The 24,043-nt window shown below is 70.8% G+C and carries 26 protein-coding genes and 1 pseudogene; 13 read left to right on the top strand and 14 right to left on the bottom strand.

Features of this window, described 5'->3' with window-relative positions; all coding sequences use genetic code 11:
• Positions 1-360: 360 nt before the first annotated feature.
• Positions 361-1,122 (bottom strand): class I SAM-dependent methyltransferase, encoded by a 762-nt coding sequence (locus tag ACFWSK_RS11165; protein WP_383783603.1) that lies wholly within the window; start codon positions 1,120-1,122, stop codon positions 361-363.
• 97 nt (positions 1,123-1,219) lie between these two features.
• Here ACFWSK_RS11165 and ACFWSK_RS11160 point away from each other — a divergent pair, with 97 nt between their 5' ends.
• Positions 1,220-1,849 (top strand): CGNR zinc finger domain-containing protein, encoded by a 630-nt coding sequence (locus ACFWSK_RS11160; RefSeq protein ID WP_383783602.1) that lies wholly within the window; start codon positions 1,220-1,222, stop codon positions 1,847-1,849.
• Here ACFWSK_RS11160 and sodX read toward each other — a convergent pair.
• Entirely contained in the window at positions 1,753-2,190 is a 438-nt protein-coding gene (gene sodX / locus ACFWSK_RS11155; RefSeq protein WP_383783601.1) for a nickel-type superoxide dismutase maturation protease, read from the bottom strand. The genes ACFWSK_RS11160 and sodX overlap by 97 nt on opposite strands.
• A 180-nt stretch (positions 2,191-2,370) precedes the next feature.
• Between sodX and sodN the strand changes: the two genes are divergently transcribed.
• Entirely contained in the window at positions 2,371-2,766 is a 396-nt protein-coding gene (gene sodN / locus ACFWSK_RS11150) for a superoxide dismutase, Ni (RefSeq protein ID WP_383783600.1), read from the top strand.
• 253 nt (positions 2,767-3,019) lie between these two features.
• On the opposite strand, the gene ACFWSK_RS11145 is transcribed toward sodN, so the two are convergent.
• The 4 genes from ACFWSK_RS11145 to ACFWSK_RS11130 form a co-directional block, all read right to left on the bottom strand.
• On the bottom strand, positions 3,020-3,901 hold the full coding sequence (locus tag ACFWSK_RS11145) for an NAD(P)H-binding protein (RefSeq protein WP_383783599.1): 882 nt from the start codon (positions 3,899-3,901) through the stop codon (positions 3,020-3,022).
• Entirely contained in the window at positions 3,898-4,248 is a 351-nt protein-coding gene (locus ACFWSK_RS11140; RefSeq protein WP_383783598.1) for a DUF952 domain-containing protein, read from the bottom strand. The genes ACFWSK_RS11145 and ACFWSK_RS11140 overlap by 4 nt, the downstream gene beginning before the upstream one ends.
• A gap of 96 nt (positions 4,249-4,344) precedes the next feature.
• Positions 4,345-5,325, bottom strand: a complete 981-nt coding sequence (locus ACFWSK_RS11135) for an NAD-dependent epimerase/dehydratase family protein (RefSeq protein ID WP_383783729.1) — start codon at positions 5,323-5,325, stop codon at positions 4,345-4,347.
• Between the two features lie 178 nt (positions 5,326-5,503).
• A complete protein-coding gene (locus ACFWSK_RS11130) occupies positions 5,504-6,457 on the bottom strand; it encodes a LysR family transcriptional regulator (protein ID WP_383783597.1) in 954 nt (317 codons plus the stop codon).
• 303 nt (positions 6,458-6,760) lie between these two features.
• On the opposite strand from ACFWSK_RS11130, the gene snpA reads away from it, so the two are divergent.
• Entirely contained in the window at positions 6,761-7,438 is a 678-nt protein-coding gene (snpA, locus tag ACFWSK_RS11125; RefSeq protein ID WP_383783596.1) for a snapalysin, read from the top strand.
• Between the two features lie 126 nt (positions 7,439-7,564).
• On the opposite strand, the gene ACFWSK_RS11120 is transcribed toward snpA, so the two are convergent.
• The 4 genes from ACFWSK_RS11120 to ACFWSK_RS11105 form a co-directional block, all read right to left on the bottom strand.
• A complete protein-coding gene (locus ACFWSK_RS11120) occupies positions 7,565-8,233 on the bottom strand; it encodes a DUF6304 family protein (protein ID WP_383783595.1) in 669 nt (222 codons plus the stop codon).
• Positions 8,234-8,326: 93 nt separating this feature from the next.
• On the bottom strand, positions 8,327-8,923 hold the full coding sequence (locus tag ACFWSK_RS11115) for a GNAT family N-acetyltransferase (RefSeq protein ID WP_383783594.1): 597 nt from the start codon (positions 8,921-8,923) through the stop codon (positions 8,327-8,329).
• 81 nt (positions 8,924-9,004) lie between these two features.
• Positions 9,005-10,048 carry a family 2 encapsulin nanocompartment cargo protein polyprenyl transferase gene (locus ACFWSK_RS11110; protein WP_383783593.1) on the bottom strand — a complete coding sequence of 348 codons (1,044 nt, stop codon included), beginning with the start codon at positions 10,046-10,048 and terminating at the stop codon, positions 9,005-9,007.
• Positions 10,049-10,188: 140 nt separating this feature from the next.
• A complete protein-coding gene (locus ACFWSK_RS11105; RefSeq protein WP_383783592.1) occupies positions 10,189-11,595 on the bottom strand; it encodes a family 2B encapsulin nanocompartment shell protein in 1,407 nt (468 codons plus the stop codon).
• Positions 11,596-11,773: 178 nt separating this feature from the next.
• Between ACFWSK_RS11105 and ACFWSK_RS11100 the strand changes: the two genes are divergently transcribed.
• From ACFWSK_RS11100 to ACFWSK_RS11085, 4 genes are all read left to right on the top strand, one after another.
• Positions 11,774-12,220 carry an RrF2 family transcriptional regulator gene (locus ACFWSK_RS11100; RefSeq protein ID WP_383783591.1) on the top strand — a complete coding sequence of 149 codons (447 nt, stop codon included), beginning with the start codon at positions 11,774-11,776 and terminating at the stop codon, positions 12,218-12,220.
• Between the two features lie 49 nt (positions 12,221-12,269).
• Positions 12,270-13,466: a globin domain-containing protein gene (locus ACFWSK_RS11095; RefSeq protein WP_383783590.1), complete on the top strand. Its 1,197-nt coding sequence runs from the start codon at positions 12,270-12,272 to the stop codon at positions 13,464-13,466.
• Between the two features lie 143 nt (positions 13,467-13,609).
• Entirely contained in the window at positions 13,610-14,200 is a 591-nt protein-coding gene (locus tag ACFWSK_RS11090; RefSeq protein WP_383783589.1) for an N-acetylmuramoyl-L-alanine amidase, read from the top strand.
• Positions 14,201-14,222: 22 nt separating this feature from the next.
• Positions 14,223-15,164: a 1-aminocyclopropane-1-carboxylate deaminase/D-cysteine desulfhydrase gene (locus ACFWSK_RS11085; RefSeq protein WP_383783588.1), complete on the top strand. Its 942-nt coding sequence runs from the start codon at positions 14,223-14,225 to the stop codon at positions 15,162-15,164.
• Here ACFWSK_RS11085 and ACFWSK_RS11080 read toward each other — a convergent pair.
• Complete coding sequence (locus tag ACFWSK_RS11080) at positions 15,128-15,499, bottom strand: MerR family transcriptional regulator (protein ID WP_383783587.1); 372 nt, start codon at positions 15,497-15,499, stop codon at positions 15,128-15,130. The two genes, ACFWSK_RS11085 and ACFWSK_RS11080, sit on opposite strands and share 37 nt — an antisense overlap.
• A 132-nt stretch (positions 15,500-15,631) precedes the next feature.
• Between ACFWSK_RS11080 and ACFWSK_RS11075 the strand changes: the two genes are divergently transcribed.
• Positions 15,632-16,432: an aminotransferase class IV family protein gene (locus tag ACFWSK_RS11075; RefSeq protein WP_383783586.1), complete on the top strand. Its 801-nt coding sequence runs from the start codon at positions 15,632-15,634 to the stop codon at positions 16,430-16,432.
• A 45-nt stretch (positions 16,433-16,477) separates the two neighbouring features.
• Here the strand turns inward: ACFWSK_RS11075 and ACFWSK_RS11070 are convergent, their stop codons facing one another.
• A complete protein-coding gene (locus ACFWSK_RS11070) occupies positions 16,478-18,079 on the bottom strand; it encodes a Na+/H+ antiporter (protein WP_383783585.1) in 1,602 nt (533 codons plus the stop codon).
• A 35-nt stretch (positions 18,080-18,114) separates the two neighbouring features.
• On the opposite strand from ACFWSK_RS11070, the pseudogene ACFWSK_RS11065 reads away from it, so the two are divergent.
• The 3 genes and pseudogenes from ACFWSK_RS11065 to ACFWSK_RS11055 all read left to right on the top strand — a co-directional run bounded on the left by ACFWSK_RS11065 (position 18,115) and on the right by ACFWSK_RS11055 (position 19,969).
• A pseudogene (locus ACFWSK_RS11065) lies at positions 18,115-18,374 on the top strand (UBP-type zinc finger domain-containing protein).
• Positions 18,375-18,605: 231 nt separating this feature from the next.
• Positions 18,606-19,019: an anti-sigma regulatory factor gene (locus ACFWSK_RS11060; protein ID WP_173315837.1), complete on the top strand. Its 414-nt coding sequence runs from the start codon at positions 18,606-18,608 to the stop codon at positions 19,017-19,019.
• The gene (locus ACFWSK_RS11055; protein WP_383783584.1) at positions 19,016-19,969 is read left to right on the top strand and encodes an RNA polymerase sigma factor SigF; all 954 of its coding nucleotides are present in this window, start codon (positions 19,016-19,018) and stop codon (positions 19,967-19,969) included. Before ACFWSK_RS11060 ends, ACFWSK_RS11055 begins: the two co-directional genes overlap by 4 nt.
• 10 nt (positions 19,970-19,979) lie before the next feature.
• Here ACFWSK_RS11055 and ACFWSK_RS11050 read toward each other — a convergent pair whose 3' ends face one another.
• A complete protein-coding gene (locus ACFWSK_RS11050; protein WP_383783728.1) occupies positions 19,980-20,357 on the bottom strand; it encodes a hypothetical protein in 378 nt (125 codons plus the stop codon).
• Positions 20,358-20,570: 213 nt separating this feature from the next.
• Here ACFWSK_RS11050 and ACFWSK_RS11045 point away from each other — a divergent pair, with 213 nt between their 5' ends.
• Positions 20,571-21,539, top strand: a complete 969-nt coding sequence (locus tag ACFWSK_RS11045; RefSeq protein WP_383783583.1) for a diacylglycerol/lipid kinase family protein — start codon at positions 20,571-20,573, stop codon at positions 21,537-21,539.
• 319 nt (positions 21,540-21,858) lie between these two features.
• Positions 21,859-22,116, top strand: a complete 258-nt coding sequence (locus tag ACFWSK_RS11040; RefSeq protein WP_003953983.1) for a WhiB family transcriptional regulator — start codon at positions 21,859-21,861, stop codon at positions 22,114-22,116.
• Between the two features lie 217 nt (positions 22,117-22,333).
• Here ACFWSK_RS11040 and ACFWSK_RS11035 read toward each other — a convergent pair whose 3' ends face one another.
• Complete coding sequence (locus ACFWSK_RS11035) at positions 22,334-23,800, bottom strand: sensor histidine kinase (RefSeq protein ID WP_383783727.1); 1,467 nt, start codon at positions 23,798-23,800, stop codon at positions 22,334-22,336.
• Between the last annotated feature and the right edge of the window lie 243 nt (positions 23,801-24,043).

The following is a 24,043-nucleotide window of genomic DNA, read 5'->3' as shown; positions in this document are numbered from 1 at the left end:
GCTCATGCACGTGCCTTTTTGTTCCTTTAACTGGGTGTTATTGGGGTTCGGGTTGGGGGCGGTCGGGCGTTCGGTCCGGACCCCCCCCTTCCCGTTGCCCCCGCCTCCTTACCCCTTCTTCCTCTTCGTCGCCTTCTTCGCCTCCAGCTCCGGGCTCAGCAGCAGCGTGCGCAGCTGTTCACGGCCGAGCGGCGGCGTCTTGCGGGCCGGCCCTGCGAGCGGTCGCCCCCGGATACCGGCGCTGTCGCGGAGCTCTTCCCGTACGCAGCCGGCGCGGGGCGGCGCCGGGAGGCCGTGAAACGGGCGAGCAGCGCGGCATCGTCATCGGTCCGCATTTCCGCACCACCCCACACGCCCGTGCTACTTGACCGCGAGCACCAGACTGTCCGACGGCGAGGCCCATACGGTGCGCGCCTCGGCGAATCCCGCCTCGCGCAGGGTGCGGGCGTGCCACTGCGCGGACGGCATGTCGCCGTCGGCGTGCTCACCGTAGATCCCGAACCGCTCGGCGGTCGGCGCGGCGAGCACCGGGTCCTTGGCGGCGAGGGCCCACCAGTCGGCCCAGTCGAGGACACCCGCAGCCTTGGCGCGGTCCATCCCGGCATGGCGGTGGGCACGCTCGGCCGCGTTGATACGCGGGGTCTCGCCGTCGATCATCCGGTCCGCGTTCATGAACAGCCCCCCGTCCCGCACGAGTTGGCCGATGCGCCCGTACAGTGCGGCCAGCGGCTCGCTGTGCAGCCAGTGCAGCGCGGTGGCGGTCAGGACGGCATCGTAGGCATCGAAGGGGAGCCGCTCCGCCCAGGAGGGGTCCTTGAGGTCGGCGGTGACGAAGGTGACCCGGTCGTCGCCCTCGAAGGTGCCGCGGGCGATCGCGAGCAAGGCCGGGTCGAGGTCGACACCCGTACTGGTCGCCTTCGGGAACCGCTTGAGGAGCCGGTCCGTGATACTTCCCGTACCGCACGCCAGGTCGAGCACGCGCGGTTCGGGCCCCACCACGGCCTCGACCATGTCCAGCATCACCCGGAACCGCTCCTCGCGGTCCGGCATGTACCACTCCTGCTGCCGGTCCCAGCTCGCCTGCCACGCCGGCCAGTCAGCACCGGTCACTGTGTCCGTCACCCGAACCTCCACGTCCTACCCGTAATACCCAATTGCGACGACCACCTATTACACTGGTCGACGCATCGACCTTAGACCGACGCCGTAAGGACTACAAGTGGAACTGGCCTATTACTCGGACTACGCCGTGCGCCTGGTCAACACCGAGGAGCCGGCCCGCAACAAGGACGCCCTCACCTCGGTCGACTCCGTCCGCGAGCTCTTCGGCGCCAACGCGCAGGCCGCGCGGCGGGCCACGGACGCGGACGTGACGCGGTTCCGGTCGGTACGGGCGAGGCTGCGCGCGGTCTTCGAGGCGGCCGACGGCGGCGACGAGACCCTCGCGGTCGACCTGCTCAACTCACTGCTGCTGGAATTCCCGGTGAGCCCGCAGATCTCCGGCCACGACACCCGGGACGAGGACGGCAAGCCGGACTGGCACATGCACCTGGCGGACCACCCCTCGAACGCGACGGCCGGTTACGCCGCGATCGCGGTGATGGGCCTCGCCTTCCACCTCACCTCGCACGGAGTGGACCGGCTCGGCCTGTGCGAGGCCGCGCCCTGCCGCAACGCCTACCTCGACACCTCGACCAACCGCTCACGGCGCTACTGCTCGGACCGCTGCGCCACCCGGGCCAACGTGGCCGCCTACCGGGCCCGCAAGCGCCTGGAGACCGAGCGGTCGGCGGATACGGGCCTCAGCGCGGACGCCGCCCAGCCCAGCACGCCGAACACCGACCTCTGATCCTTCTTCAGCGGCCGGTAACGGGCCCGCACCCGGGCCAGCACCAGTTCCTCGGGCACCGTCCCGTAGTCCGTGCTGTCCCCGCCCGCGAACGTGTTGTCACCGAGCACCCACCAGCCGGCCCCGCGGCGCTCGGCGGCACGCTTCACGACCAGCAGATCCTGCTGGAAGGGATGCCGCAGGATCACCACGTCCCCCGGGCGCACGGGCGCCCCGAACTGCACCAGCAGCCAGTCCCCGTGGTAGAGCGTGGGCACCATCGAAGGCCCCGTCACCTCCACCACCTGAAACCGCACCCGCGCCGCCCTTCCTCGCCCCGGCCCCTGTGTCAGCCCCGGCATCTCCCTGGCACCTCCCGGTCCGTCCTCCAGTACACGCCACCCACGCGCTCCGTACATTCGGCCACTGGTCCCATCCTCACCCCGGACTTTTGGCCTAAGCCCATGGGGGCACCCGCAAAAACCCGGGTCCCACGGAGTAATGTCCCACCTGAGAAGACGATCACGAGGAAGGACAGCTCCATGCTTTCCCGCCTGTTTGCCCCCAAGGTGAAGGTCAGCGCACACTGCGACCTGCCCTGCGGTGTGTACGACCCGGCCCAGGCCCGCATCGAGGCGGAGTCCGTCAAGGCCGTCCAGGAGAAGTACCAGGCCAACGAGGACGCGGACTTCCGCACGCGCGCCGTTCTGATCAAGGAACAGCGTGCCGAGCTCGCGAAGCACCACGTCTCGGTGCTCTGGAGCGACTACTTCAAGCCCCCGCACTTCGAGAAGTACCCGGAGCTGCACCAGCTGGTCAACGACACCCTGAAGGCGCTCTCCGCGGCCAAGGGCTCGAACGACCCGGCGACGGGCCAGAAGGCTCTGGACCTGATTGCCCAGATCGACGCCATCTTCAAGGAGACCAAGAAGGCTTGATCACCGGTCAGGCGGCCCGCCCCGCGGTTTCGCGGGGCGAATCGCCTGCTGTGTCCGCACCCGGTCCGCAGGCCGCCGAGAACGGCGACCATGGCGGACCGGGTGCGGTCGTTTCCGGGCATCCCTCAAGGCCCTCGCCGTGCACCTCACCGCGTCCACGACGGCGGCGCTCACGCTCGCCCACCGGCGTCTGGCGCGCACGCTGCGGGACGCCCCCGGGACGTGGCGCACCGGCAGCACGCCCCGGGGTCCCTCAGCTGCCCGCCGGCAAGTGCCGGTAACTGTCCGGGTTCTCGTCCAGATAGGTGGCGAAGCTCTTGGCGGGGTGGCCGGTGAGGACCGGTACGGCGTCCGAGACGGTGTCCATCTCACCCGCCGCGATCGCCTCGTACGAGGTCACCCAGCCTGCCACTTCCCAGTCCTCGGCGCCGTACGAGGCACGGGAGGCGTACGCCTCCTCCGTGGTCTCGGGGACGTAGCGGACGGGGCGGCCGGTGCGGCGGGCGAGTTCCTCGGCCGCCTCTGCGAGCGTGAACGCCTCCGGCCCCGTGAGGTCGTACGTGGCGTCGTCATGCGTGGTGCCCTCGTCGAGCAGGACGGCCGCGGCGGCGTCCGCGATGTCCTCGTGCGCTACCGCGGCCACCCGGCCGTCGCCGCCCGGCCCCCGCAGAACACCGTCCGCGCCCGTCATCGCCGGAAGCGCGGCGAGATACCAGCTGTCGCGCAGGAAGGTGCGGCGCACATCGGCCACCCGGATGTGCGCCTCGGTGTGCCAGTGGTCGCGCGCGAAGGTGAACGTCGCGTCGGGGGCCGCGCCGAGGAACGACACGTACACGATCCTCTCCACGCCCACGGCCACCGCCGCGTCCACGGCCGTGGTGTGCTCGCGCACCCGGTCCCGGCTCTCGTGCGCGGAGACGAGGAAGAGCGTGTGCGCGCCGTCGAGGGCGCGGCGCATCGCCTCGCCGTCACCGTACGAGGCGGGCGGGGCCGCGTCGGCGCCGGGCAGGTCGGGCAGCTTGGACGGGTCGCGGCCGAGGAGCCGTACGGGGACGCCGGTCCGGACGAGCCGCCGGGCGACCCGTCCGCCGACCGCGCCGCTCGCACCGGTCACCGCGATGAGGGGGCCGTTCACTGGAGGTCGTTGTCCTTTCGTTGCCACGGGAGCACGTCCACGACCGCGTCCACCGGGACCGGCCCGTAGATGTGCGGGAACTCCTCGCCGCCTGGTGCCATCACCTCGTACCGCACGGGCGCCGTGAGCCGGCCGGTGTCGATGACCAGCACCACCAGGCCCTCGTCGTCGTCCCCGTACAGCATCTTGGCCACGCCGGGGAGCTGGTGGGGCAACGAGCAGTGGATGAAGCCCTCCTCGTGGAGGGTCCGGCCGCGGGTGGACATCTCGTACGTCCCGGTTTCGCGGGCCGCCTCCCAGAGAGGGGCTTCGGTGAGGTGCAGCAGGTGCTGAGACGGTGAGGCCATCGGACCACGCTAACGGCCCGCCCCCGCCCGGGCCGCGACGCGGCCTGCGCGCCGCGGCGAATGCCGCCCCGTCGGCCCCTCGGCGGGCCCGTCCGTTCAGCCGGCCAGCAGCTTCGCCTCCAGCTGCGGGTCCAGACCGACCTGGGGACGGTCCGGCCGCTGCGGTGCCACGCCGCCCCGCTCGACGAGCCACGTCCAGGTGTCGGCGACCGTCTCGCCCACCGGCCGGCAGCGCAGTCCTGCCGCGTGCGCCTTGGTGACGTCGCCCTGGTGCAGGGTGTCGTACAGCTCCCCGGCGGGCAGCCAGACCGGCAGGTCGCTCCAGGGCTCGACGCCCGCCGCGAGCAGCGTGTCCGGGTCGGTCCAGCGCAGACCGGCGTCGGAGCCGGTGACCCTCACACAGGCGTCGAGCAGCTCCCCCATGGTGGTGTGACCGGGGTGACTGACGGTGTTGTACGCCCCGTGGCGCCCGTCGGCCGCGGCGTCCAGGAGCCACCTCGCCAGGTCGCGGGCGTCGATGTACTGGAGGCCGGCGTCCCGCGGGCCCGGTGCGATCACCGGACCGCCGCGGGCGATCCGTCCCAGCCACCAGGGCAGCCGGCCGATGTTCTCCCCCGGGCCGATGATGAGACCCGCCCGGCCAAGAAGGACGCGGTCGTCGCCGAAGGCGTCGAGTGCGGCCAGTTCGCCGCCGCGCTTGGCCAGGGCGTACGAGACGTCCCCGCCGGCGTCGGGCGAGGCACCCTCCACCAGGGGGCCGTCCTCCGCCAGACCGGCCGGCGTGGGGTAGTCGTACACCGAACGGCTGGACACGTACGTGTAGTGCCCCGCCCGGCCGGAGAGCAGCCGGGCGGCGTCCCGGACGGCCGAGGGCGCGCCGCTCCAGGTGTCGACGACCAGGTCCCAGCTCCCCTCGGCCAGGGCGGCGAGGCCGCCCTCGGCGGTGCGGTCGCCGGTCAGGGCGGTGGTCCCGGGGGGCGGCGCGTGGTGGCCCCGGTGGAACACCGTGACCTCCCAGCCCCGGGCCTGCGCGTCTTCGGTGACGGCACGTCCGACGAATTCCGTCCCACCCAGCATCAAGATCTTCATACGGGCGACTGTGCATGGGGGGTGGCCGGTTGGGAACGGCTCCTCGCTACGGGCAGAATCCGCCTCCCGTACGGCGGTGTGTGCTGTACGGAACCGGAGAACGCCCGGGCCGGCGTGCTCGGGCCGCGGCGGGGGGCGCTCGGCGGGCGCGGCGGCCGGCAGCGTGTCAGGGCGTGCGGGCGAGCGGGCTGCGGTGGCGCACCAGCCACTGGTGGTAGGAGGCCGCCCCCAGGGCCGCCTCGCGGTATGCCGCCTCCAGTTCCCCGTACACCACGGCCGTGTCGGTCCCCGGCCGGGAGACCAGGAGCAGTCGTACGGCGAGGGGGTCGTCGCGCAGCGGGCGGATCGCCATGTCCTCGCGCGGGCCGGAGGTGGGCTGGCAGGGGGCGACCACCTCGCCGAGGACGACCAGGGAGGCCGCGGTGAGGTAGTCGCCGTGCAGGACGGGCGGGTCGAGCCCGGCGGCACCGAGGACCCTGCGTACGCCGTCCCACTCGCCGTCCACCGTGGGGTCGACCATCCACCGGTCGGTGGCCAGGTCACCGAGGTCCACCACGGGGCAGGCGGCCGCCGGGTGGTCCCGGGCCAGCGAGATGAACTGCGGTTCCCGGTCCAGGAGTACGCGCTGGCGCAGACCGTCGGGGATGGCGAGCGGGGAGCCCTCCACCTCATGGACGAAGGCGACGTCGAGGCGGCCCGCCTCGACGCTGCGGAGCAGGGCGTGGGCCGACACGTCGACGCGCAGCGAGATGTCGGTCCCGGGCAGTCCGACCCGGAGTCTGCGCAGCCAGCCGCCGATGACCCGGCTCGCGGTGGCGCCGATGCGCAGGAGCGGGCCGCCGTCCCTGGCCGCCTCGGCCTCCGCCAGGGCCTCGCTGACGAGTTCACTCATGCCGTCGACGAGGGGGCGGGCCCGGCTGAGGACGGACGCGCCCAGCAGGGTGGGCCGGCAGCCGGTACGTTCGCGGCGGAACAGTTCGGCGCCCAGGGCATTCTCGATCCGCCGCAACTGAGTCGTCAGCGAGGGCTGGCTGACGCCGAGCTGCCGGGCCGCGCGGTGCAGGCTACCCGTGTCCGCGATGGCGCAGAGCGCCCTGAGGTGCCTCACCTCAAGCTCCATGCTGCGAGGGTAGGGCGGCCGTACCGGCTCGCACCAGACGTCCCAACCGCACCAAAGGGCGGCAATTCAGCGGCTGTTGGGGCAGCCGCCGTGTGGTGGTCGCGTGCGGCCCGTATTCCGGCGATAGGGCGGCGCTATCGCCCGTTGGCATCATCCGCGGCGGCCCCGCGCGCCCCCACACTCTCTCCGTACCGCACCCGTACCGAGTCCGCACACCGGACAGGTTCGCCCTCCTGGCCGGCCTGAAGGTGCGTCGGACGCCGATCAGCGGACGGGTTCATCGGACAGCTAGGAGAGCCCCCCATGAGACATCTCCGTACCTCCTTCGTGTCGGCTGCCGTCGGCCTCGGCCTCGGCCTCGTCGCCGCTCTGGGCACGACCGCGACCGCCGCCGACCCAGCATCCGCCACCTCCCCCACCACCTCGTCGACGGCGTCGCAGGGCTATGCCGCCTACGCCGGATCGAGTGAGAACGCCGCCGCGAACCGGGCGTTCCACCAGGCCGTCATGAAGTCCGTCGCCGAGAAGCGGGCGGCCAACCCCGGCGCCGCCGCCGTCACGGTCGTCTACAACGCCGCCAACGCGCCGACCTTCCGCAGCCAGATAGCCAGCAGCACCCGCATCTGGAACGGCTCGGTCTCCAACGTCAGGCTCCAGGAGGGCTCGAACGCCGACTTCACGTACTACGAGGGCAATGACTCCCGCGGTTCGTACGCGAGCACCGACGGGCACGGCCGCGGCTACATCTTCCTGGACTACCGGCAGAACCAGCAGTACAACTCGACGCGCGTCACGTCCCACGAGACCGGGCACGTGCTCGGCCTCCCGGACCACTACACCGGGCCGTGCAGCGAGCTGATGTCCGGCGGCGGTCCCGGCACGTCCTGCACCAACGCCTACCCGAACGCGGCGGAGCGCTCGCGGGTGAACTACCTCTGGCAGAACGGCTTCGCGGCCGCCCTGGCCCGCGCCACTTCCTGACGGACTGCCCCGCAGTCCTGACGCGAGGGGCCGCTCCCGATCGGGAGTGGCCCCTTGTCGGGCAGCGGGTCCGGCGCTGTCGCCGCGGGCGGCGGGGGTGGCGGAGGCCGGTGCCTCTCGTGCGGGTCAGGCGTGTTCCAGGGGGAACGCACCCCGGTGCCCGGTGCCCGCGCCTTCCGCCGGCCGCGCCTCGAACTCCTGGCAGCTCCATATCTCCTGGACGAAACCGGTGCGCCGGTCCCACAGTTCGGCGACGTCGCCGCCGTCAGCGGCGCCCCGGTATGCCTCCTTGGCGCCGCGGAAGCAGGCAAGGGCGCCGGAGAGCCCGCGGACCGGAACCGGGAAGTAGTCGGAGAACGCGCAGGCGATACAGGTCTGCAGACGGATCCCCTCCGGGAGGATGCGCTGGATGGTGGCCAGAGCCGCCGCGAAGTCACCTGCCGCGCGGGCCGATTCGTACACGGCGCCGTCCAGGTGCAGTGCGAGCGCCAGATCCGGGTCGGAGCGGCGCAACGACAGCAGGCAGCTGAGCGTCGCCTGGCGGACCGTGCCGGCCACGCGAACCGGGAGCGGGAGGTCCCACTCCAGTACGCAGTCGTCGAGTACCCCGTCCACCAGGGTGAACTCCGCACCTTCCGGCGGGACGCCGGCCACGGGGCCCAGACCGTCGAAGCTCTCGCCCTCGAAGTCGACACCTCTGATCCGGATGCGGAGTTGCTGTCCGTCCGTGGTGAGAATGACGGCATCGGCACCGTGACGGTCCCGGTACCAGCCTGCCCACGACTCATCTGTCATGAGCAGGGACTGTAGCCCGTGTCCTTGGACGCCTCGGTGGCACCCTCCGGTTCCTCCCCGGCCGCACCTGTCCGCGGTCCGGCCGGACCGCCGTCAGGAGGACCGGGGTTCACGCCACATGGGCCACATCGAAGGCCCATGTGGCAGATCGACCGTCCGGCCCGTGAACGTGAACCCCAGCCGCTCGTAGAGCCCGCGGCTCCGCTCGCTGCTCGCCTCCAGATACGCCGGTACCCCCTCGCGGTCGCACCGCTGAAGGACCTCGTCGATCAGGGCGGCCCCGAGGCCCTCCCCCTGGCGCTCGGGAGACACCCCGATCATGAGCAGATACTCGTGGGCGCGGTCGTGCGGATGGACGGTGCCCGTCAGCCTCCCCACCAGTTCGGCCCGTTCGTTGTCCGGGTCGGCGGTCTCCCTCATCAGCGCGGGGGTGGGGTCCTCCTCCTCGGGCGCCCCCGCGGGCACCGGAAGCCACAGGGCCGTGGCTGTACCGTCCTCCAGCAGGTCGATGCGGCCCTCGTCGAGCGTGACGTCGACGAAGACGCCGAGGAACCTGCCGTGCACCGCACGGCGGTGCTCCTCGTCCGGGAAGACCCAGCTGCTCACCGGGTCGTTGTGGAACGCCTCCTCCAGAATCGCCACCACCTGGTCCCGGTCCCGCTCGTCCGCCTGCCGTATGCGTACACCCATGCCCGGCTCCCGCCCAGTTCCGTCCGACCTCAACCGTCCTGCGGAATCCTAGAGTTGGGCGGGGCGGCCGGTCACGGGAGGTCAGTGGCTCCGGCGGGTGACGAACTCCGCGAGAGCCAGCAGGTCCCCCGCCGACGCCAGATCGGGGACGGCCCGGGAGAGATGGTGCACCGCCCGCGCCATCCTGTCCCCCGCACAGATCTGCGCCCAGTCCCGCCCCCCGGCCCGGTCCACCGCGTCGGCGGCCCGGCTCACCTCACCCGGGGTCGTCATGGGTCCCCGGTAGAGCGCGGCCAGCTCGGCGGCGGCCGGGGTACCGGAGGTGAGCGCGGCCACCACCGGCAGGGACTTCTTGTGGGCGGCCAGGTCCGCGCCGACCGGCTTCCCCGTACGCGCCGTATCGCCCCAGATGCCGATCAGATCGTCGATGAGCTGGAAGGCGAGACCCGCCTCGCGGCCGAAGCCGTCCATGGCCCCCACCGCCCGCTCGTCCGCTCCCGCGTACAGGGCGCCGAGAGCACAGGCGCACCCGAGCAGGGCACCGGTCTTGGCCGTCGCCATGGTGAGGCACTCGTCCAGCGAGATGTCGTCCGGTCCGCGCTCCTCGAAGGCGCAGTCGGCCTGCTGGCCGGCACAGAGCTCGATGACGCAGGTGGAGAGCCGTGCCGACGCTCTCGCGGCGGACGGGTGCGGGTCGTCGGCGAGCAGTCGCTGGGCGAGGGCGAGCATGGCGTCACCCGTGATCACGGCGTCCGGGACACCGAAGACCGCCCAGGCCGTGGGCCGGTGCCGCCGGGTGGCGTCCTCGTCGATCACGTCGTCGTGGAGCAGGGTGAAGTTGTGCGCCAGCTCCACGGCGACAGCGGCCCTCACCGCTCGGTCCGGGTCCCCTCCCACCGCGCGGGCGGCGGCGAGGACGAGCGCGGGCCTGATGGCCTTGCCCGCCTGCCCCGAGGCGGGGCTGCCGTCCGCGTTCTCCCAGCCGAAGTGGTACATCGCGACCCGCCGTATCCCTCCGGGCAACGACTCCACGGCTGAGCGCAGATGCGGATCGACGGCGCTCCGGGTGCGCTCCAGGAGAACTGCGGCCTCGTGGCCTTCCGTCGCGGCGTCCGTACTCGTCATGGTCACGGTCTCTCCTCTTGAGGTCGCCCATCGGGCTCCACCGGGGTGCCCGGCCGCCGCCGCGGCCGGCCACCCCGGTGGATGTGTGCGGTGTGACGGGGCGGAGGGCCCGGACGCCCCCGTCCGGGCCCTCCGAAGGATCACCGCCAGCGGCTGACCTCTACGTTCTCCAGCACGCCGAGGGCGTCCGGCACGAGGATGGCCGCGGAGTAGTAGGCCGTCACCAGGTACGAGATGATCGCCTGCTCGTCGATGCCCATGAAGCGGACCGACAGGCTCGGCTCGATCTCGTCCGGGATGCCGCTCTGCTGGAGTCCGACGACGCCCTGGTCGGCCTCACCGGTCCTCATGCAGATGATCGACGTGGTGCGGGCGTCGGTGACGGGGATCTTGTTGCACGGGAAGATCGGCACCCCGCGCCAGGCGGGCACGTGGTGACCGCCGACCTCCACGCTCTCCGGCACCAGGCCGCGCTTGTTGCATTCGCGCCCGAAGGCGGCGATGGCCCGCGGATGGGCGAGGAAGAGCTTCGAACCCCGCCGGCGGGACAGCAACTCGTCCATGTCGTCGGGGCCGGGAGCCCCGTCGTGCGGCTGGATGCGCTGGCCGTAGTCGCAGTTGTTGAGCAGTCCGAACTCCCGGTTGTTGATGAGCTCGTGCTCCTGGCGCTCGCGCAGCGCCTCGACCGTAAGCCGCAACTGCTGCTCGGTCTGGTTCATCGGCTGGTTGTAGAGGTCGGCGACCCGGCTGTGGACCTTCAGCACGGTCTGCGCGACGCTCAGTTCGTACTCACGCGGCGCCGACTCGTAGTCGACGAACGTGTGCGGGACGACGGACTCCCCGACATGGCCGGCGGAGAGATCGATCGCCGCCTCGCCGTAGTTGTTGGTGCGCTGGTGCGGGATGGAGAGCAGCCCCGCCAGGTGATCGCGCAGCGAGTCCGCGCGGGCCGCGAGGTTGAGCACGTCCGAACGCCGCAGGGTGAGCAAGGTGCAGGCGGTGACCGCGCGGGCCGTGTACTCCCAGTTGGCGTCGCCGTCGATCAGGGAATGGTCACCGAAATACGCACCGTCCGCGAGGACTCCGAGCACCGTCTCGTCCCCGTAGAGCCCGGTGCCGATCTTCTCGACCTTGCCGTGCGCGAGCAGGAAGACCCGGTCCGCCGCGTCCCCGGACGCCGCCAGCACCTCCCCCGGCTCGACATCACGCTGTTCGCAGCGCCGTGCCAGCTCGGCCAGTACCTCCTCGTCGCCGAAGTCCCGCAGCGCGGGCAGTTCGCCGAGCTCGGCGGGGATCACACCGACCCGGTCGCCGGTCTGCACGAAGGTCACACGGCCGTCGCCGACCGAGTAGCTCAGCCTGCGGTTCACCCTGTATGTGCCGCCCTGGACCTGCACCCACGGCAGCATGCGCAGCAGCCACCGAGAGGTGATCTCCTGCATCTGCGGCGCGGACTTGGTAGTCGTTGCGAGGTTCCGCGCGGCCGCCGTGCCCAGACTCTGCTGCGGCGGAACCTGCGTGTCGCGAACCTCTTCACCAACGGACATCTGACGGTCCTCTCGATAAGGGCTGACCTGTGCGAAAAAGCCTTTCAGCAAGGGGAGTCGACGCGCCATTACACAAAAGAGTGCGACTAATCCACCTTTCGGTGGGGCAGGTTGCGTACCGTCGCCGCGCGTACCTCTTAATTTGCATCTCAGATGCAGATTATCTAGCGTGAGCCTCATGCGGCTGACGAGATTCACCGATGTGGCCCTGCGCGTACTCATGCGCCTGGCCGTCGCGGAGAACGAGGACCCTCCGACCACCCGGGAGGTGGCGGACACCATGCGGGTCCCCTACACCCACGCCACCAAGGTGGTCGCCAGGCTCCAGCACCTCGGCCTCGTCGACGCGCGGCGCGGCAGGGGCGGCGGCCTCACCCTCACGGAAGCCGGGAGCAGGGCGTCGATCGGCGCGGTCGTACGGGAGCTGGAAGGTGCCGACGACGTCGTCGAGTGCGAGGGCAGCGCCCCCTGCCCGCTCCGCTCGGCCTGCGTCCTGCGTGGCGCCCTTCGCCGGGCTCAGGAGGCGTTCTACGCCTCGCTCGACCCACTCACCGTGACCGAACTCGTCGCCTCGCCCACCGGCCCGCTGCTGATCGGCATCAGCAGCGGTCCCGCCCCGGACTGACGGCCGCCCTCCCTCCCCGCTCCACACCCCGACACCCAGGAGTTCACCGATGCTCTCCGCGACCTCGACCGCCACCGTCCGCGCCACACTGCCCGCTGTCGGAGCGGCCGTCGGAGACATCGCGGACCTCTTCTACCGGAAGCTGTTCGACGCCCACCCCGAGCTGCTCCGTGACCTCTTCAACCGGGGCAACCAGGCGTCCGGTGCGCAGCGACAGGCGCTCGCCGGTTCGATCGCCGCCTTCGCCACCCACCTGGTCGAGCACCCGGACACCCGCCCGGACGTGATGCTGAACCGCATCGCCCACAAGCACGCCTCGCTCGGCGTGACGGCGGCGCAGTACAAGGTCGTGCACACCCACCTCTTCGCCGCCATCGCCGAGGTGCTCGGCGACGCGGTCACCCCGGAGGTCGCCGCCGCATGGGACGAGGTCTACTGGCTGATGGCCAACGCCCTGGTCGCCATCGAGGAACGGTTGTACGCCCAGCAGGGTGTCGTGGCCGGTGACGTCTGGCGCGAGTGGGAGGTGACCGGCCGGACCGAGGAGACCGAGGACGTCGTCACCCTCCGGATCGGCCCCGCCGACGGCGCTCCGGCACCCGCCTTCCGTCCCGGTCAGTACGTCTCCGTACAGGTGGAACTCCCCGACGGCGCCCGCCAGATACGCCAGTACAGCCTGTCGTGCGCCCCGGGTTCACCGCTGCGCTCGATCACCGTCAAGCGGGTGCGGGGCGCCGGCTCCCCCGACGGCGAGGTCTCCCGGTACCTGCACGCCCACACGCGCCCCGGTGACCGGCTGCGCGTCTCCGCCCCCTACGGGGACCTGGTGCTCGACGCCGTCGACGCCCCACTTCTCCTCGCCTCCGCCGGCATCGGCTGCACCCCGATGCTGTCGATGCTGGACCACCTGGCGGCCACCGGTCACCGCTCGCCCGTCACCGTCGTGCACGGCGACCGGTCCCCAGCCGACCACGCCCTGCGGTCCGAGCACGCCGCCCTCACCGGCCGGCTCCCCGACGCCGCCGCGCACTTCTGGTACGAGAACCCCGAGCCCGGCCACCCCGCCGACCGGACAGGACTGGTCGACCTGACCGGCCTCCGGATACCCTCCGGCGCCCACGCCTACCTCTGCGGGCCGCTGCCGTTCATGCGCACGGTCCGCGCCCAGCTGCTCGCCAAAGGGCTCCCCGCGGCGGACATCCACTACGAGGTGTTCGGCCCCGACCTGTGGCTCGCCCAGGACTGAGCACGGGCAGGGCCGGTCCGGCAGGGTGATCGCGGATTTTGTCCGGATCAGCTCGCACACTGTCCGAACGGATGGTCCGATGGGCCCGGTTCGGGTACAAGCGCTGTACGACGCTCTCCCCCCATGCACACAAGGAGTCGGCCATGTCCTCTCCCATGTCCGCGAGCAGTTTCCTCGACGCCCTCAAGGACGAGGGGCTCACCGTCGTCCAGGTCGGCGACTGGCGTACCCACAACCGCAACCACAAGGGCCCCTGGGGGCCGGTGCACGGCGTGATGATCCATCACACCGTGACCAGGGGCACCGCCCGCACCGTCGAACTCTGCCGTGACGGCCACTCGACCCTCCCGGGCCCGCTCTGCCACGGTGTGATCGCCAAGGACGGCCGGGTCCACCTGGTCGGGTACGGCCGTACCAACCACGCCGGGCTCGGCGACGACGAGGTGCTGCGGGCGGTCATCGCAGAGAAACGTCTCCCCTCGGACAACGAGGCCAACACCGACGGGAACCGGTACTTCTACGGATTCGAGTGCGAGAACCTCGGCGACGGGAAGGACCCCTGGCCCGCCGTCCAGCTCGAAGCCATCGAGCGGGCGGCGGCAGCCGTGTGCCGCTACCACCACTGGGGAGCCCCGTCGGTGATCGGTCACCGGGAGTGGCAGCCCGGCAAGGTCGACCCGCGCGGATTCTCGATGACCTCCATGCGGGCCCGTATCCACGAACGCCTGAAGTGATCCGCTGCGGGACAATGCGTGTGTGCACCATGAAACATCCGGTACGCCCCGGCTGCGGCCCGCCCTCCCCTCGCCGCTCCAGCCCGCCGAGGACGAGCGCTTCGAGCGCCGGGGCGTACGGCTGCTGCTCAAGCGCGACGATCTGATCCACCCGGACCTGCCGGGCAACAAATGGCGGAAACTCTCTCTGAACCTCGCCTCCGCCGAGGGTCGCACCGTGCTGACCTTCGGGGGCGCCTACTCCAACCATCTGCGCGCCACGGCCGCCGCCGGGCGGCTGCTCGGCTTCCCCACTGTCGGAGTCGTGCGCGGCGACGAGCTGGCGCACCGGCCGCTCAACCCCTCGCTCGCGCAGTGCGCGGCCGACGGCATGCGACTGCACTTCGTGGACCGCGCCACGTACCGCTCGAAGACCGATCCTGACGTCCTGAGCGGGCTGCTGAGCCTCTTCGGGGAGTGCAACGTCATCCCGGAGGGTGGCAGCAACGCGCTGGCCGCACAGGGCTGCACAGCGCTCGGGCGCGAGCTGCGCGGTCTGGCCGACGTGGCCGCGGTCGCCTGCGGGACCGGCGGGACCCTCGCCGGCCTCGCCGCCGGGCTCGGGCCGGGCCGGCTTGCCCTGGGCGTCCCGGCCCTTCGCGGCGGTTTCCTCGGGGACGCGGTACGGGAGTTGCAGCAGGAGGCGTTCGGCGGCCCGGCAGGGTGGTGGTCTCTGGACGAGCGGTTCCACTTCGGCGGCTACGCCCGTACGCCCCCGGAGCTGCACGCCTTCGCCGACGACTTCGAGGACCGGCACGGGCTGCGCGTCGAGCGGCTCTACGTGGCCAAGCTCCTGTACGCGCTGACCACGCTCACCGAGGAGGGCGCGTTCGCCCCGGGGACGCGCCTCGCAGCCGTCGTCACCGGTACGCCCTTCCAGCCCGCCCTTCAGCCTGAGGTACCGACGGGCGACTGCGCCACGTAGCCGGCGAGAGTGCCGCGGGTGCGCCGGAGGCTGTCGATGCGCTCGTCCATGGCCGTCATCTCCCCCTGGAGGATGCCCCGCAGGTCGGCACACCAGTCGAACTCCGGCACCTCCTGCGCCTCACCCCGGACGCAGGGCAGCACCGAACGGATCACGTCCGTGGACAGGCCCGCGTCCAGCAGGGCGCGCACGCGCCGCACGGTGACGACCGCGTCCTCGTCGTAGTCCCGGTAGCCGTTAGGCGCGCGTCCGGCGTCCAGGAGGCCCTGCGCCTCGTAGTACCGCAGCAACCGCGCCTTGACCCCGGTACGCCGGGACAACTCCCCGATCAGCATGGTGCCCCGCCTGTCGTATCCGGCCTTCGCCGCTTGACCTTCGCATCGATGTCAAGCCTTAACGTCGCCCCACCGAGCGGGCATTCCGCACAGGAGCCCCACCGATACTGGCTGATGCTGGAGTGATGCACGATGTCCTTCGTCGTTCAACGTAACGGCCTGGCGGCGACCGCCGAGGAGCTGGCGCCCCTCGCCTTCGCGGGCTACGCCCACTTCACCGCACTACAGGTCAGGGACGGCCGGGTCCGGGGCCTCGACCTCCACCTGGAGCGCCTGCGGTCCGCCTCCCTGGAGATGTTCGGGCGGGCACTGCCCGACGACCGGGTCCGTTCCTGCCTGCGGACGGCGTTGCGGGCCGGCCCGGCCGATCTCTCGCTGACGGCCACGGTGTACTCCCCGGCAGGCGAGTTCACCGTGGCCGGCCCCGAGGTGGAGCCTGAGCTGCTGGTCCGTACGGGACCGGCCGCGACCGGCCCCGAGGGCCCGCTGTCGCTGGCGGCGGTCGAGCACGAACGGGAGCTCCCGGCCGTGAAGCACGTCGGCGAGGTGGCCAAGACGTACCGCCTCCGCCAGGCCGTCGGGCAGGGATTCGACGACGCCGTCTTCGTCGACCGGCGGGGCCGGCTGAGCGAGGCCACGATCTGGAACCTGGCCTTCTGGGACGGCCGGAGCGTGGTGTGGCCGTCCGCCGAGATGCTCACGGGCACGACGATGGGCATCATCCGCCGCCGGCTGGACGACCTCGGTGTCCCCCAGCGCACCGAGGAGATTTCCCTCGGCGACCTGCCCGGGCTGGCCGGAGCCGTCGTCATGAACTCCTGGACCCCGGGCGTCCCGGTACGCCGCATCGGCTCGGCCGCCCTGCCGGACGCGCCCCTCTTCCTGAAGCAGCTGCACCGGGCCTACGAGACGGAGCCTCCCGTGCCGCTGTGACGGTCGCGGCAGAGCGCGCCCGGCGAGAGGCCCTGGCGACAGGCCCTAGGCGTCGTCCGTCTCGCGGTAGGCCGCCGCCTCCTCCAGGTCGAGCCGGCGCAGCAGTGTCCGCATCATCTCGTCGTCGATGCGCCGCTCGTCCCGCAGCCGGACGAAGACCTCGCGCTCGGCGTCGATCATCTCGCGTGCGAGCCGCCGGTAGGTGTCGTCCGCCGACTCCCCGGTGACCGGGTTGGCCGCACCGAGCCGCTCCCAGACGGCGTTGCGGCGGCGCTCCAGGACCGTCCGCAGCCGGTCGGCGAGCGGCTCGGGCAGACAGTTGCTCCGGTCGGCGAGCAGCTCCTCCAGGCGGGCCTCCGCGGCTGTGGACGCCTGGCTCTGGGCCTGGGCCTCGGCGAGCGTCTCCGCGCGCAGGTCCCGCCCCGGGAGCTTCAGTACGCGGACCAGGAGCGGCAGGGTCAGGCCCTGGACCACCAGGGTGCCGATGACGGTCGTGAAGGTCAGGAACAGCACCAGGTTGCGGGCCGGGAAGTCCTCCCCGTCGTCCATGGCCATCGGGATCGAGAAGGCGATGGCGAGCGAGACGACGCCTCGCATCCCGGCCCAGCCGACGATCAGGGGCGCGGTCCAGTTGGTCCCGGGCTCCCGCTCCCTGATGCGTCTGAACAGCCATCGCGGCAGATAGGTCGCCGGATAGACCCAGACGAACCGCACCACCACGACCGCGACGAACACGGCGAACGCGTACCAGAGCGCCTCTCCCACGCTGTACGTTCCGAGGCCCTCCAGCACGAAGGGCAGTTGCAGCCCGATGAGGGCGAAGACGGCGGACTCCAGGACGAAGGCGACCATCTTCCAGACCGCCGCCTCCTGGAGCCGCGTGGCGAAGTCGACCTGCCAGGAGCGGTGTCCCAGGTACAGCGCGACGACGACCACCGCGAGCACTCCGGATGCGTGCACCCGTTCCGCGGCCGCGTAGGCCACGAAGGGGATCAGCAGGGACAGGGTGTTCTGGAGGAGTGCTTCCTTCAGATGCGTACGGAGCCAGTGCAGCGGCACCATCAGCAGCAGACCGACAGCCACACCGCCGACCGCGGCCAGCAGGAACTCACCGATCCCGGCGCCCCAGCTGACGCCTTCGCCGACCGCCGCCGCGAGGGCGACCTTGAAGGCGGTGATCGCGGTGGCGTCGTTCACCAGGGACTCGCCCTGGAGGATCGTGGTCACCCTGGGGGGCAGCCCCACCCTCCGCGCGATCGCCGCGGCCGTGACGGCGTCCGGCGGAGCGATCACCGCTCCCAGCACCAGGGCGGCGGTCAGCGGCAGACCGGGCACCAGCAGATAGGCCAGCCACCCGACCGCCAGCGTCGCGAAGAGCACGTACCCGACCGACAGCAGGGCGATCGGCCGGATGTTGGCCCGCAGGTCGAGGTACGAGCTGTCCACGGCCGCCGTGTAGAGCAGCGGCGGCAGGAGCAGCGGCAGCACGATGTGCGCGTCGAGGGTGTACGTCGGTACACCGGGCAGGTACGAGGCCAGCAGCCCCACGGTGACCAGCAGCAGCGGGGCGGGCACCGGGGTCCGGCGCGCGGCCCCCGCTACCGCCGCACTGGCCGCGACCAGTGCCACCAGCGGCAATGCGTCCATCTCACGGTCCTCACATCCGTCGTAACCTGCACATCATGAGTGAGTGCCCGCATCTTCAGGAACTTCCGCACCCCGAGCCCGCCCCGCTCAGTGAGACCTGCACGGATGCCGGGCGGTCGGCAGCCACCCCGTGCAACTGCGTCTCTGCCTCGACTGCGGGCATATCGGATGCTGCGATTCCTCGCCCCTGCGGCACGGAACGGCGCACTTCAAGGAGACCGGTCATCCGGTGATGCGGAGCTTCGAAGCGGGCGAGAGCTGGCGTTGGTGCTTCGAGGACGGTTCGATCGTCTGACGTCTGGGTACGTCAAACCGGCGCCGGTTCTTCGTAATTGGCCGACGCAGACCCCTAGCCACTGTGCGTACTCATGGGCTTACCATGAGTGACGGCCATCGGGTGGGGTCTTGGCGACACGGCATCATGGATCGCGATAGCGTCGCCGAACCAAGAACCGACGACGGACCGCATGGCTTCGGGCCACCCTCCCGGAGCCTCGAAAGAGTTTGTGCCACCTTGGAGGTGAGGGTGTCCCAGATCGCAGGCGAGCCCGGGAATCAGGACTTCGTAGAAGTCCGGCTGCCCGCTGCGGGTGCCTACCTGTCGGTGCTGCGAACGGCCACGGCCGGTCTCGCAGCGCGTTTGGACTTCACTCTCGACGAGATCGAGGATCTTCGCATCGCGGTCGACGAGGCCTGCGCGATCCTGCTTCAGCAGGCCGTGCCGGGCTCCGTCCTCAGCTGCGTGTTCCGGCTCATCGACGACTCGCTCGAGGTGACGGTGTCGGCCCCGACGACGGACGGCCGCGCACCGGAGCGCGACACCTTCGCCTGGACGGTGCTTTCGGCGCTGGCCGGAAAGGTCGACTCCACGGTCGCGGATGACCGTACGGTCACCATCAGCCTCTACAAACAGCGCGGCGCGGGACCCGGGCCGGCGTGAGCGACGGGAACGGGGACGGACCTGTGCGGGACGAGACGATCCGCCCCGGGGTGGTGCGCGCGACAGGCATCCCGGAGCAACAGGCCAAGCCGCATCCGGTGGACGGGGCGGACGGGACGCAAGGCCGTACGGCCGCGGTGGAGCAGTCGCAGGCAGAGCGGACGGTCCAGATGAGCGAGCACGGGCATCACGATCCACGCGACCGCAGCGCGGCGCGGGCACTCTTCATCGAGCTGCGGGAACTGCCCGACGGCTCTCCCGAGAAGGCGGAGCTGCGCAACCGGCTGGTGCGGATGCACCTGCCGCTCGTGGAGCACCTGGCCCGCCGGTTCCGCAACCGCGGCGAGCCGCTGGACGACCTGACCCAGGTCGCCACGATCGGCCTGATCAAGTCGGTGGACCGGTTCGATCCGGACCGCGGCGTGGAGTTCTCGACGTACGCGACCCCCACGGTGGTCGGTGAGATCAAGCGCCACTTCCGTGACAAGGGCTGGGCCGTACGGGTGCCGCGGCGTCTCCAGGAGCTCCGGCTCTCGCTGACCACGGCCACCGCCGAGCTCTCCCAGCAGCACGGCCGCTCTCCGACGGTGCACGAGCTGGCGGAGCGGCTGGGCATCTCCGAGGAAGAGGTCCTGGAGGGCCTGGAATCGGCCAATGCCTACAGCACGCTGTCGCTGGACGTCCCGGACACGGACGACGAGTCCCCCGCGGTGGCGGACACGCTGGGCTCCGAGGACGAGGCGCTGGAGGGCGTCGAGTACCGCGAGTCGCTGAAGCCTCTGCTGGAGGACCTGCCGCCGCGCGAGAAGCGCATCCTGCTGCTGCGCTTCTTCGGGAACATGACCCAGTCGCAGATCGCGCAGGAGGTCGGCATCTCGCAGATGCACGTCTCGCGACTGCTGGCCCGCACGCTCGCGCAGCTGCGCGAACGCCTTCTCGTAGAGGAGTAGATCCCGGGGTTCAGGCGTCGGGGGTCGTACGCGGCCCCCGGATGCCCAGCGCCCGCGTGGTCGCCGGGTCGAGCAGGAGCACCAGCGCCGTCACGGCGACGGCCGCGAGGGCGATACCGGCCGGGATGAGCGCGCCCTGAGCCCTGAGCAGGGTCCAGGCGACCGGCAGGGCCATCAGCTGGGTGATGAGCGCGGGCCCGCGGCTCCAGCTGCGCCGCAGCAGCAGTCCGCGGGCGGCGAACAGCGGAATCAGGCCAAGTGCGATGAGGGTGAGTCCACCCATCTCCGCCTGCTGCGGGCTGTCGGGCCGGCCGAGCAGGCCCATGACCACCATGTAGATCCCGCCGACGACGAGCGCCGCCCCTTCGAGGGCGTTGAGTCCGGCCACCGCGGCGATCCTGCCCGGCTTCTCCTGCCCGGCCGACGGCGAGGAAGAGGGCGTGTTCTCCTGAATGCTCACGCTATGCAGGTTGGCATCCTTCCCGGCCTGAAGTGAAGCCGGGGTGCTGGGACGCTGTCGGCCTTCACGGCCCGTCACCGAGCGTGAGCACAGGGGTGCGGGACTTCTGGCCGGTACCTCGCGGTAGGTAGTCTTGCGGACATGCGCGCACTCCTCGTGGTCAACCCAGCTGCCACCACTACCAGTGCGCGGACCCGTGACGTGCTGATTCACGCTCTGGCGAGCGAGATGAAGATCGAAGCAGTGACCACGGAGTACCGCGGGCACGCCCGTGACCTCGGCCGACGGGCGGCGGATTCCGACGACATCGATCTGGTGGTCGCCCTCGGTGGCGACGGCACGGTCAACGAGGTCGTGAACGGGCTGCTGCACAAGGGGCCCGATGTGGACAGCCTGCCGCGCCTGGCCGTCGTCCCCGGCGGCTCCACCAACGTCTTCGCGCGCGCCCTGGGACTGCCCAACGACGCCGTGGAGGCCACCGGCGCCATTCTGGACGCCCTAGAACAGCGCAGTGAGCGCACGGTCGGCCTGGGCCTCGCGGCCGGCACACCGGGCACGGAGGACGAGTCCGTTCCGGGGCGTTGGTTCACTTTCTGTGCCGGTCTCGGATTCGACGCCGGCGTGATCGGTCGAGTCGAACAGAAGCGCGAACTGGGCAAGCGTTCGACACACGCGCTGTACGTGCGCCAGGTGGTCCGCCAGTTCCTGGAGGAACCCCACCGACGGCACGGCCTGATCACGCTCAGCGTGCCCGGGCAGAACCCCGTCACGGACCTCGCGCTGTCCATAATCTGCAACACCGCCCCCTGGACCTACCTGGGGAATCGCCCGATGTACGCCTCTCCGAAGGCGTCCTTCGACACCGGCCTCGACGTCCTCGGACTGAAGCGTCTCTCCACCCCTGCGGTCGCCCGTTACGCGACCCAGCTGCTCACTTCGAGCCCGGAGAAGGGCCCTCACGGCAAGCACGCCGTTTCACTTCATGACCTCACCGACTTCACCTTGCATTCAAAGGCCCCACTGCCCTTCCAGATGGACGGCGACCACCTGGGACTGCGTACGAGCGTGACGTTCACAGGCGTACGCCGTGCACTGCGTGTGATTGTGTGAGTGGAAGGGCCCAAAGTCCTTTAACTCGAACGTTTGGGCTGGCCCCCACCCCATGGAAGTACGGCTGTGACCTAGCCGACACCGAGGAATCAAAAAAAACTTTCCAGAAGGGGTTGTATCCGCCGCCGAGGTTTGCGAATCTCTACATGGCGATCGGGACGGCCCGCAACACCGGCCTCCACTGAGAGCCAGAACCCCTCCTCACTGACAAGACCACAACCAGTTCACCTGGGAGTCGGCCCTGTGTCTGCGGGGGGATTCGTGAAAGCGTTCACATTCACAAGCAACGAGCTTGAAATACCAAGGAGAGGTAGCAGCCATGGACTGGCGTCACAACGCCGTTTGTCGTGAGGAAGACCCGGAGCTGTTCTTCCCCATCGGCAACACCGGTCCTGCGCTGCTGCAGATCGAGGAAGCCAAGGCCGTCTGCCGTCGCTGCCCCGTCATGGAGCAGTGCCTGCAGTGGGCGCTCGAGTCCGGCCAGGACTCCGGCGTCTGGGGTGGCCTCAGCGAGGACGAGCGCCGCGCGATGAAGCGCCGTGCCGCTCGCAACCGGGCGCGTAACGCCAGCGCCTGACCGACGCCCCCCGCTACGAGCCTCAGCCCGGCGGCGCGTACAGAGCGTACGCACAGCCCCGCCTTCGAGTCGCAGCGCGCAGTACCCCGTAGCGCATCGCAACGTACAGAGTGAGCAGTGGGCCCGGACCGTCACCACGGTCCGGGCCCACTGCTGTGCGCACTGCCGGAATGCCGCCCGACCGGTCGGACGGTCCGGCCGAACTTCCGTTGTTCGTCTACTTGTCCGAACCCACCGGGATGTCCAGGATCACCTGGGTGCCCTGCTCCGGCCCCGGGACCATGTCGAAGTTGCCGCCCAACTCGCCCTCCACCAGGGTCCGGACGATCTGCAGCCCCAAGTTCCCGGCCCGCTTCGGATCGAATCCCTCGGGCAGTCCGCGGCCGTCGTCCGACACGGTGATCAGAAGTCGCGCGTCGGACGGCGATCCGCCCCGTACCGCCGAGACCTCCACCGTGCCGCGCTCGGCCACGGTGAACGCGTGCTCCAGGGCGTTCTGCAGCACCTCGGTGAGCACCATCGAGAGCGGAGTGGCCACTTCCGCATCGAGGATCCCGAAGCGGCCGGTGCGGCGGCAGGTGACCTTGCCCGGGGAGATCTCCGCGACCATCGCGATGACGCGGTCCGCGATCTCGTCGAACTCGACCCGCTCGTCCAGGTTCTGAGACAGCGTCTCATGCACGATCGCGATCGAACCGACGCGCCGGACCGCCTCGTTGAGCGCCTCTCGGCCCTGTTCGGAATCCATCCGTCGGGACTGGAGGCGCAACAGGGCGGCCACCGTCTGGAGGTTGTTCTTCACCCGGTGGTGGATCTCCCGGATGGTGGCGTCCTTGGTGATCAACTCGCGCTCGCGGCGGCGCAGTTCGGTGACGTCCCGCAGTAGGACCAGTGAACCGATACGGACACCCTTGGGCTTGAGCGGGATGGCCCTCAGCTGGATCACGCCGCTGGCGCACTCGACCTCGAACTCACGGGGCGCGTACCCGCTGGCCACCTTGACCAGGGCCTCGTCCACCGGCCCCCGGGAGGGGGCGAGCTCGGCCGTGGTGGTGCCCAGGTGGTGGCCGACGAGGTCGGAGGCGAGGCCGAGGCGGTGGTAGGCGGAGAGACCGTTGGGGCTGGCGTACTGGACGATTCCGTCGGCGTCGAGCCTGATCAGCCCGTCCCCGACGCGCGGCGACGCGTCCATGTCGACCTGCTGGCCGGGGAACGGGAAGGACCCGGCGGCGATCATCTGGGCCAGGTCGGACGCGGACTGGAGGTAGGTGAGCTCCAGCCTGGAGGGCGTACGGACGGTGAGGAGGTTGGTGTTGCGGGCGATCACCCCGAGGACGCGGCCCTCACGGCGTACGGGGATGGACTCGACCCGTACCGGCACCTCCTCGCGCCACTCCGGGTCGCCCTCGCGCACGATCCGGCCCTCGTCCAGCGCGGCGTCCAGCAGCGGACGCCGGCCGCGCGGCACCAGATGGCCGACCATGTCGTCCTGGTAGGAGGTGGGGCCTGTGTTGGGCCGCATCTGCGCGACGGACACGTACCGGGTCCCGTCGCGGGTCGGGACCCACAGGACGAGGTCGGCGAAGGACAGGTCGGAGAGCAGTTGCCACTCCGAGACCAGCAGGTGGAGCCATTCGAGGTCGGTATCGCTCAGGGCTGTGTGCTGGCGGACGAGGTCGTTCATGGAGGGCACGTGTGCGAGCGTACCCGTGGATACTCTGAGTATCCGAACCGATCGGCCCGCAGCCCCGTGAGAGAGGGCAGGCGGGAAGTTCCGCCGGAATAGCTGTGCGCACGGATGGACAGGGGCGATTGGTCTAGTCCACAATGCACAGGAAAGACCTCCGTTCTCCCCGCACAGGAGAACGGATCGAGGCACCCGGCACTCTCTGCCCTGACTGCGCCGGTGCCTCCTCGGCCGGAGGAA

It is taken from the genome of Streptomyces sp. NPDC058620 (genome assembly GCF_042717135.1).
In the GTDB taxonomy this organism is placed as follows: domain Bacteria; phylum Actinomycetota; class Actinomycetes; order Streptomycetales; family Streptomycetaceae; genus Streptomyces.
This window is presented reverse-complemented; position numbering and strand designations above follow the sequence as displayed.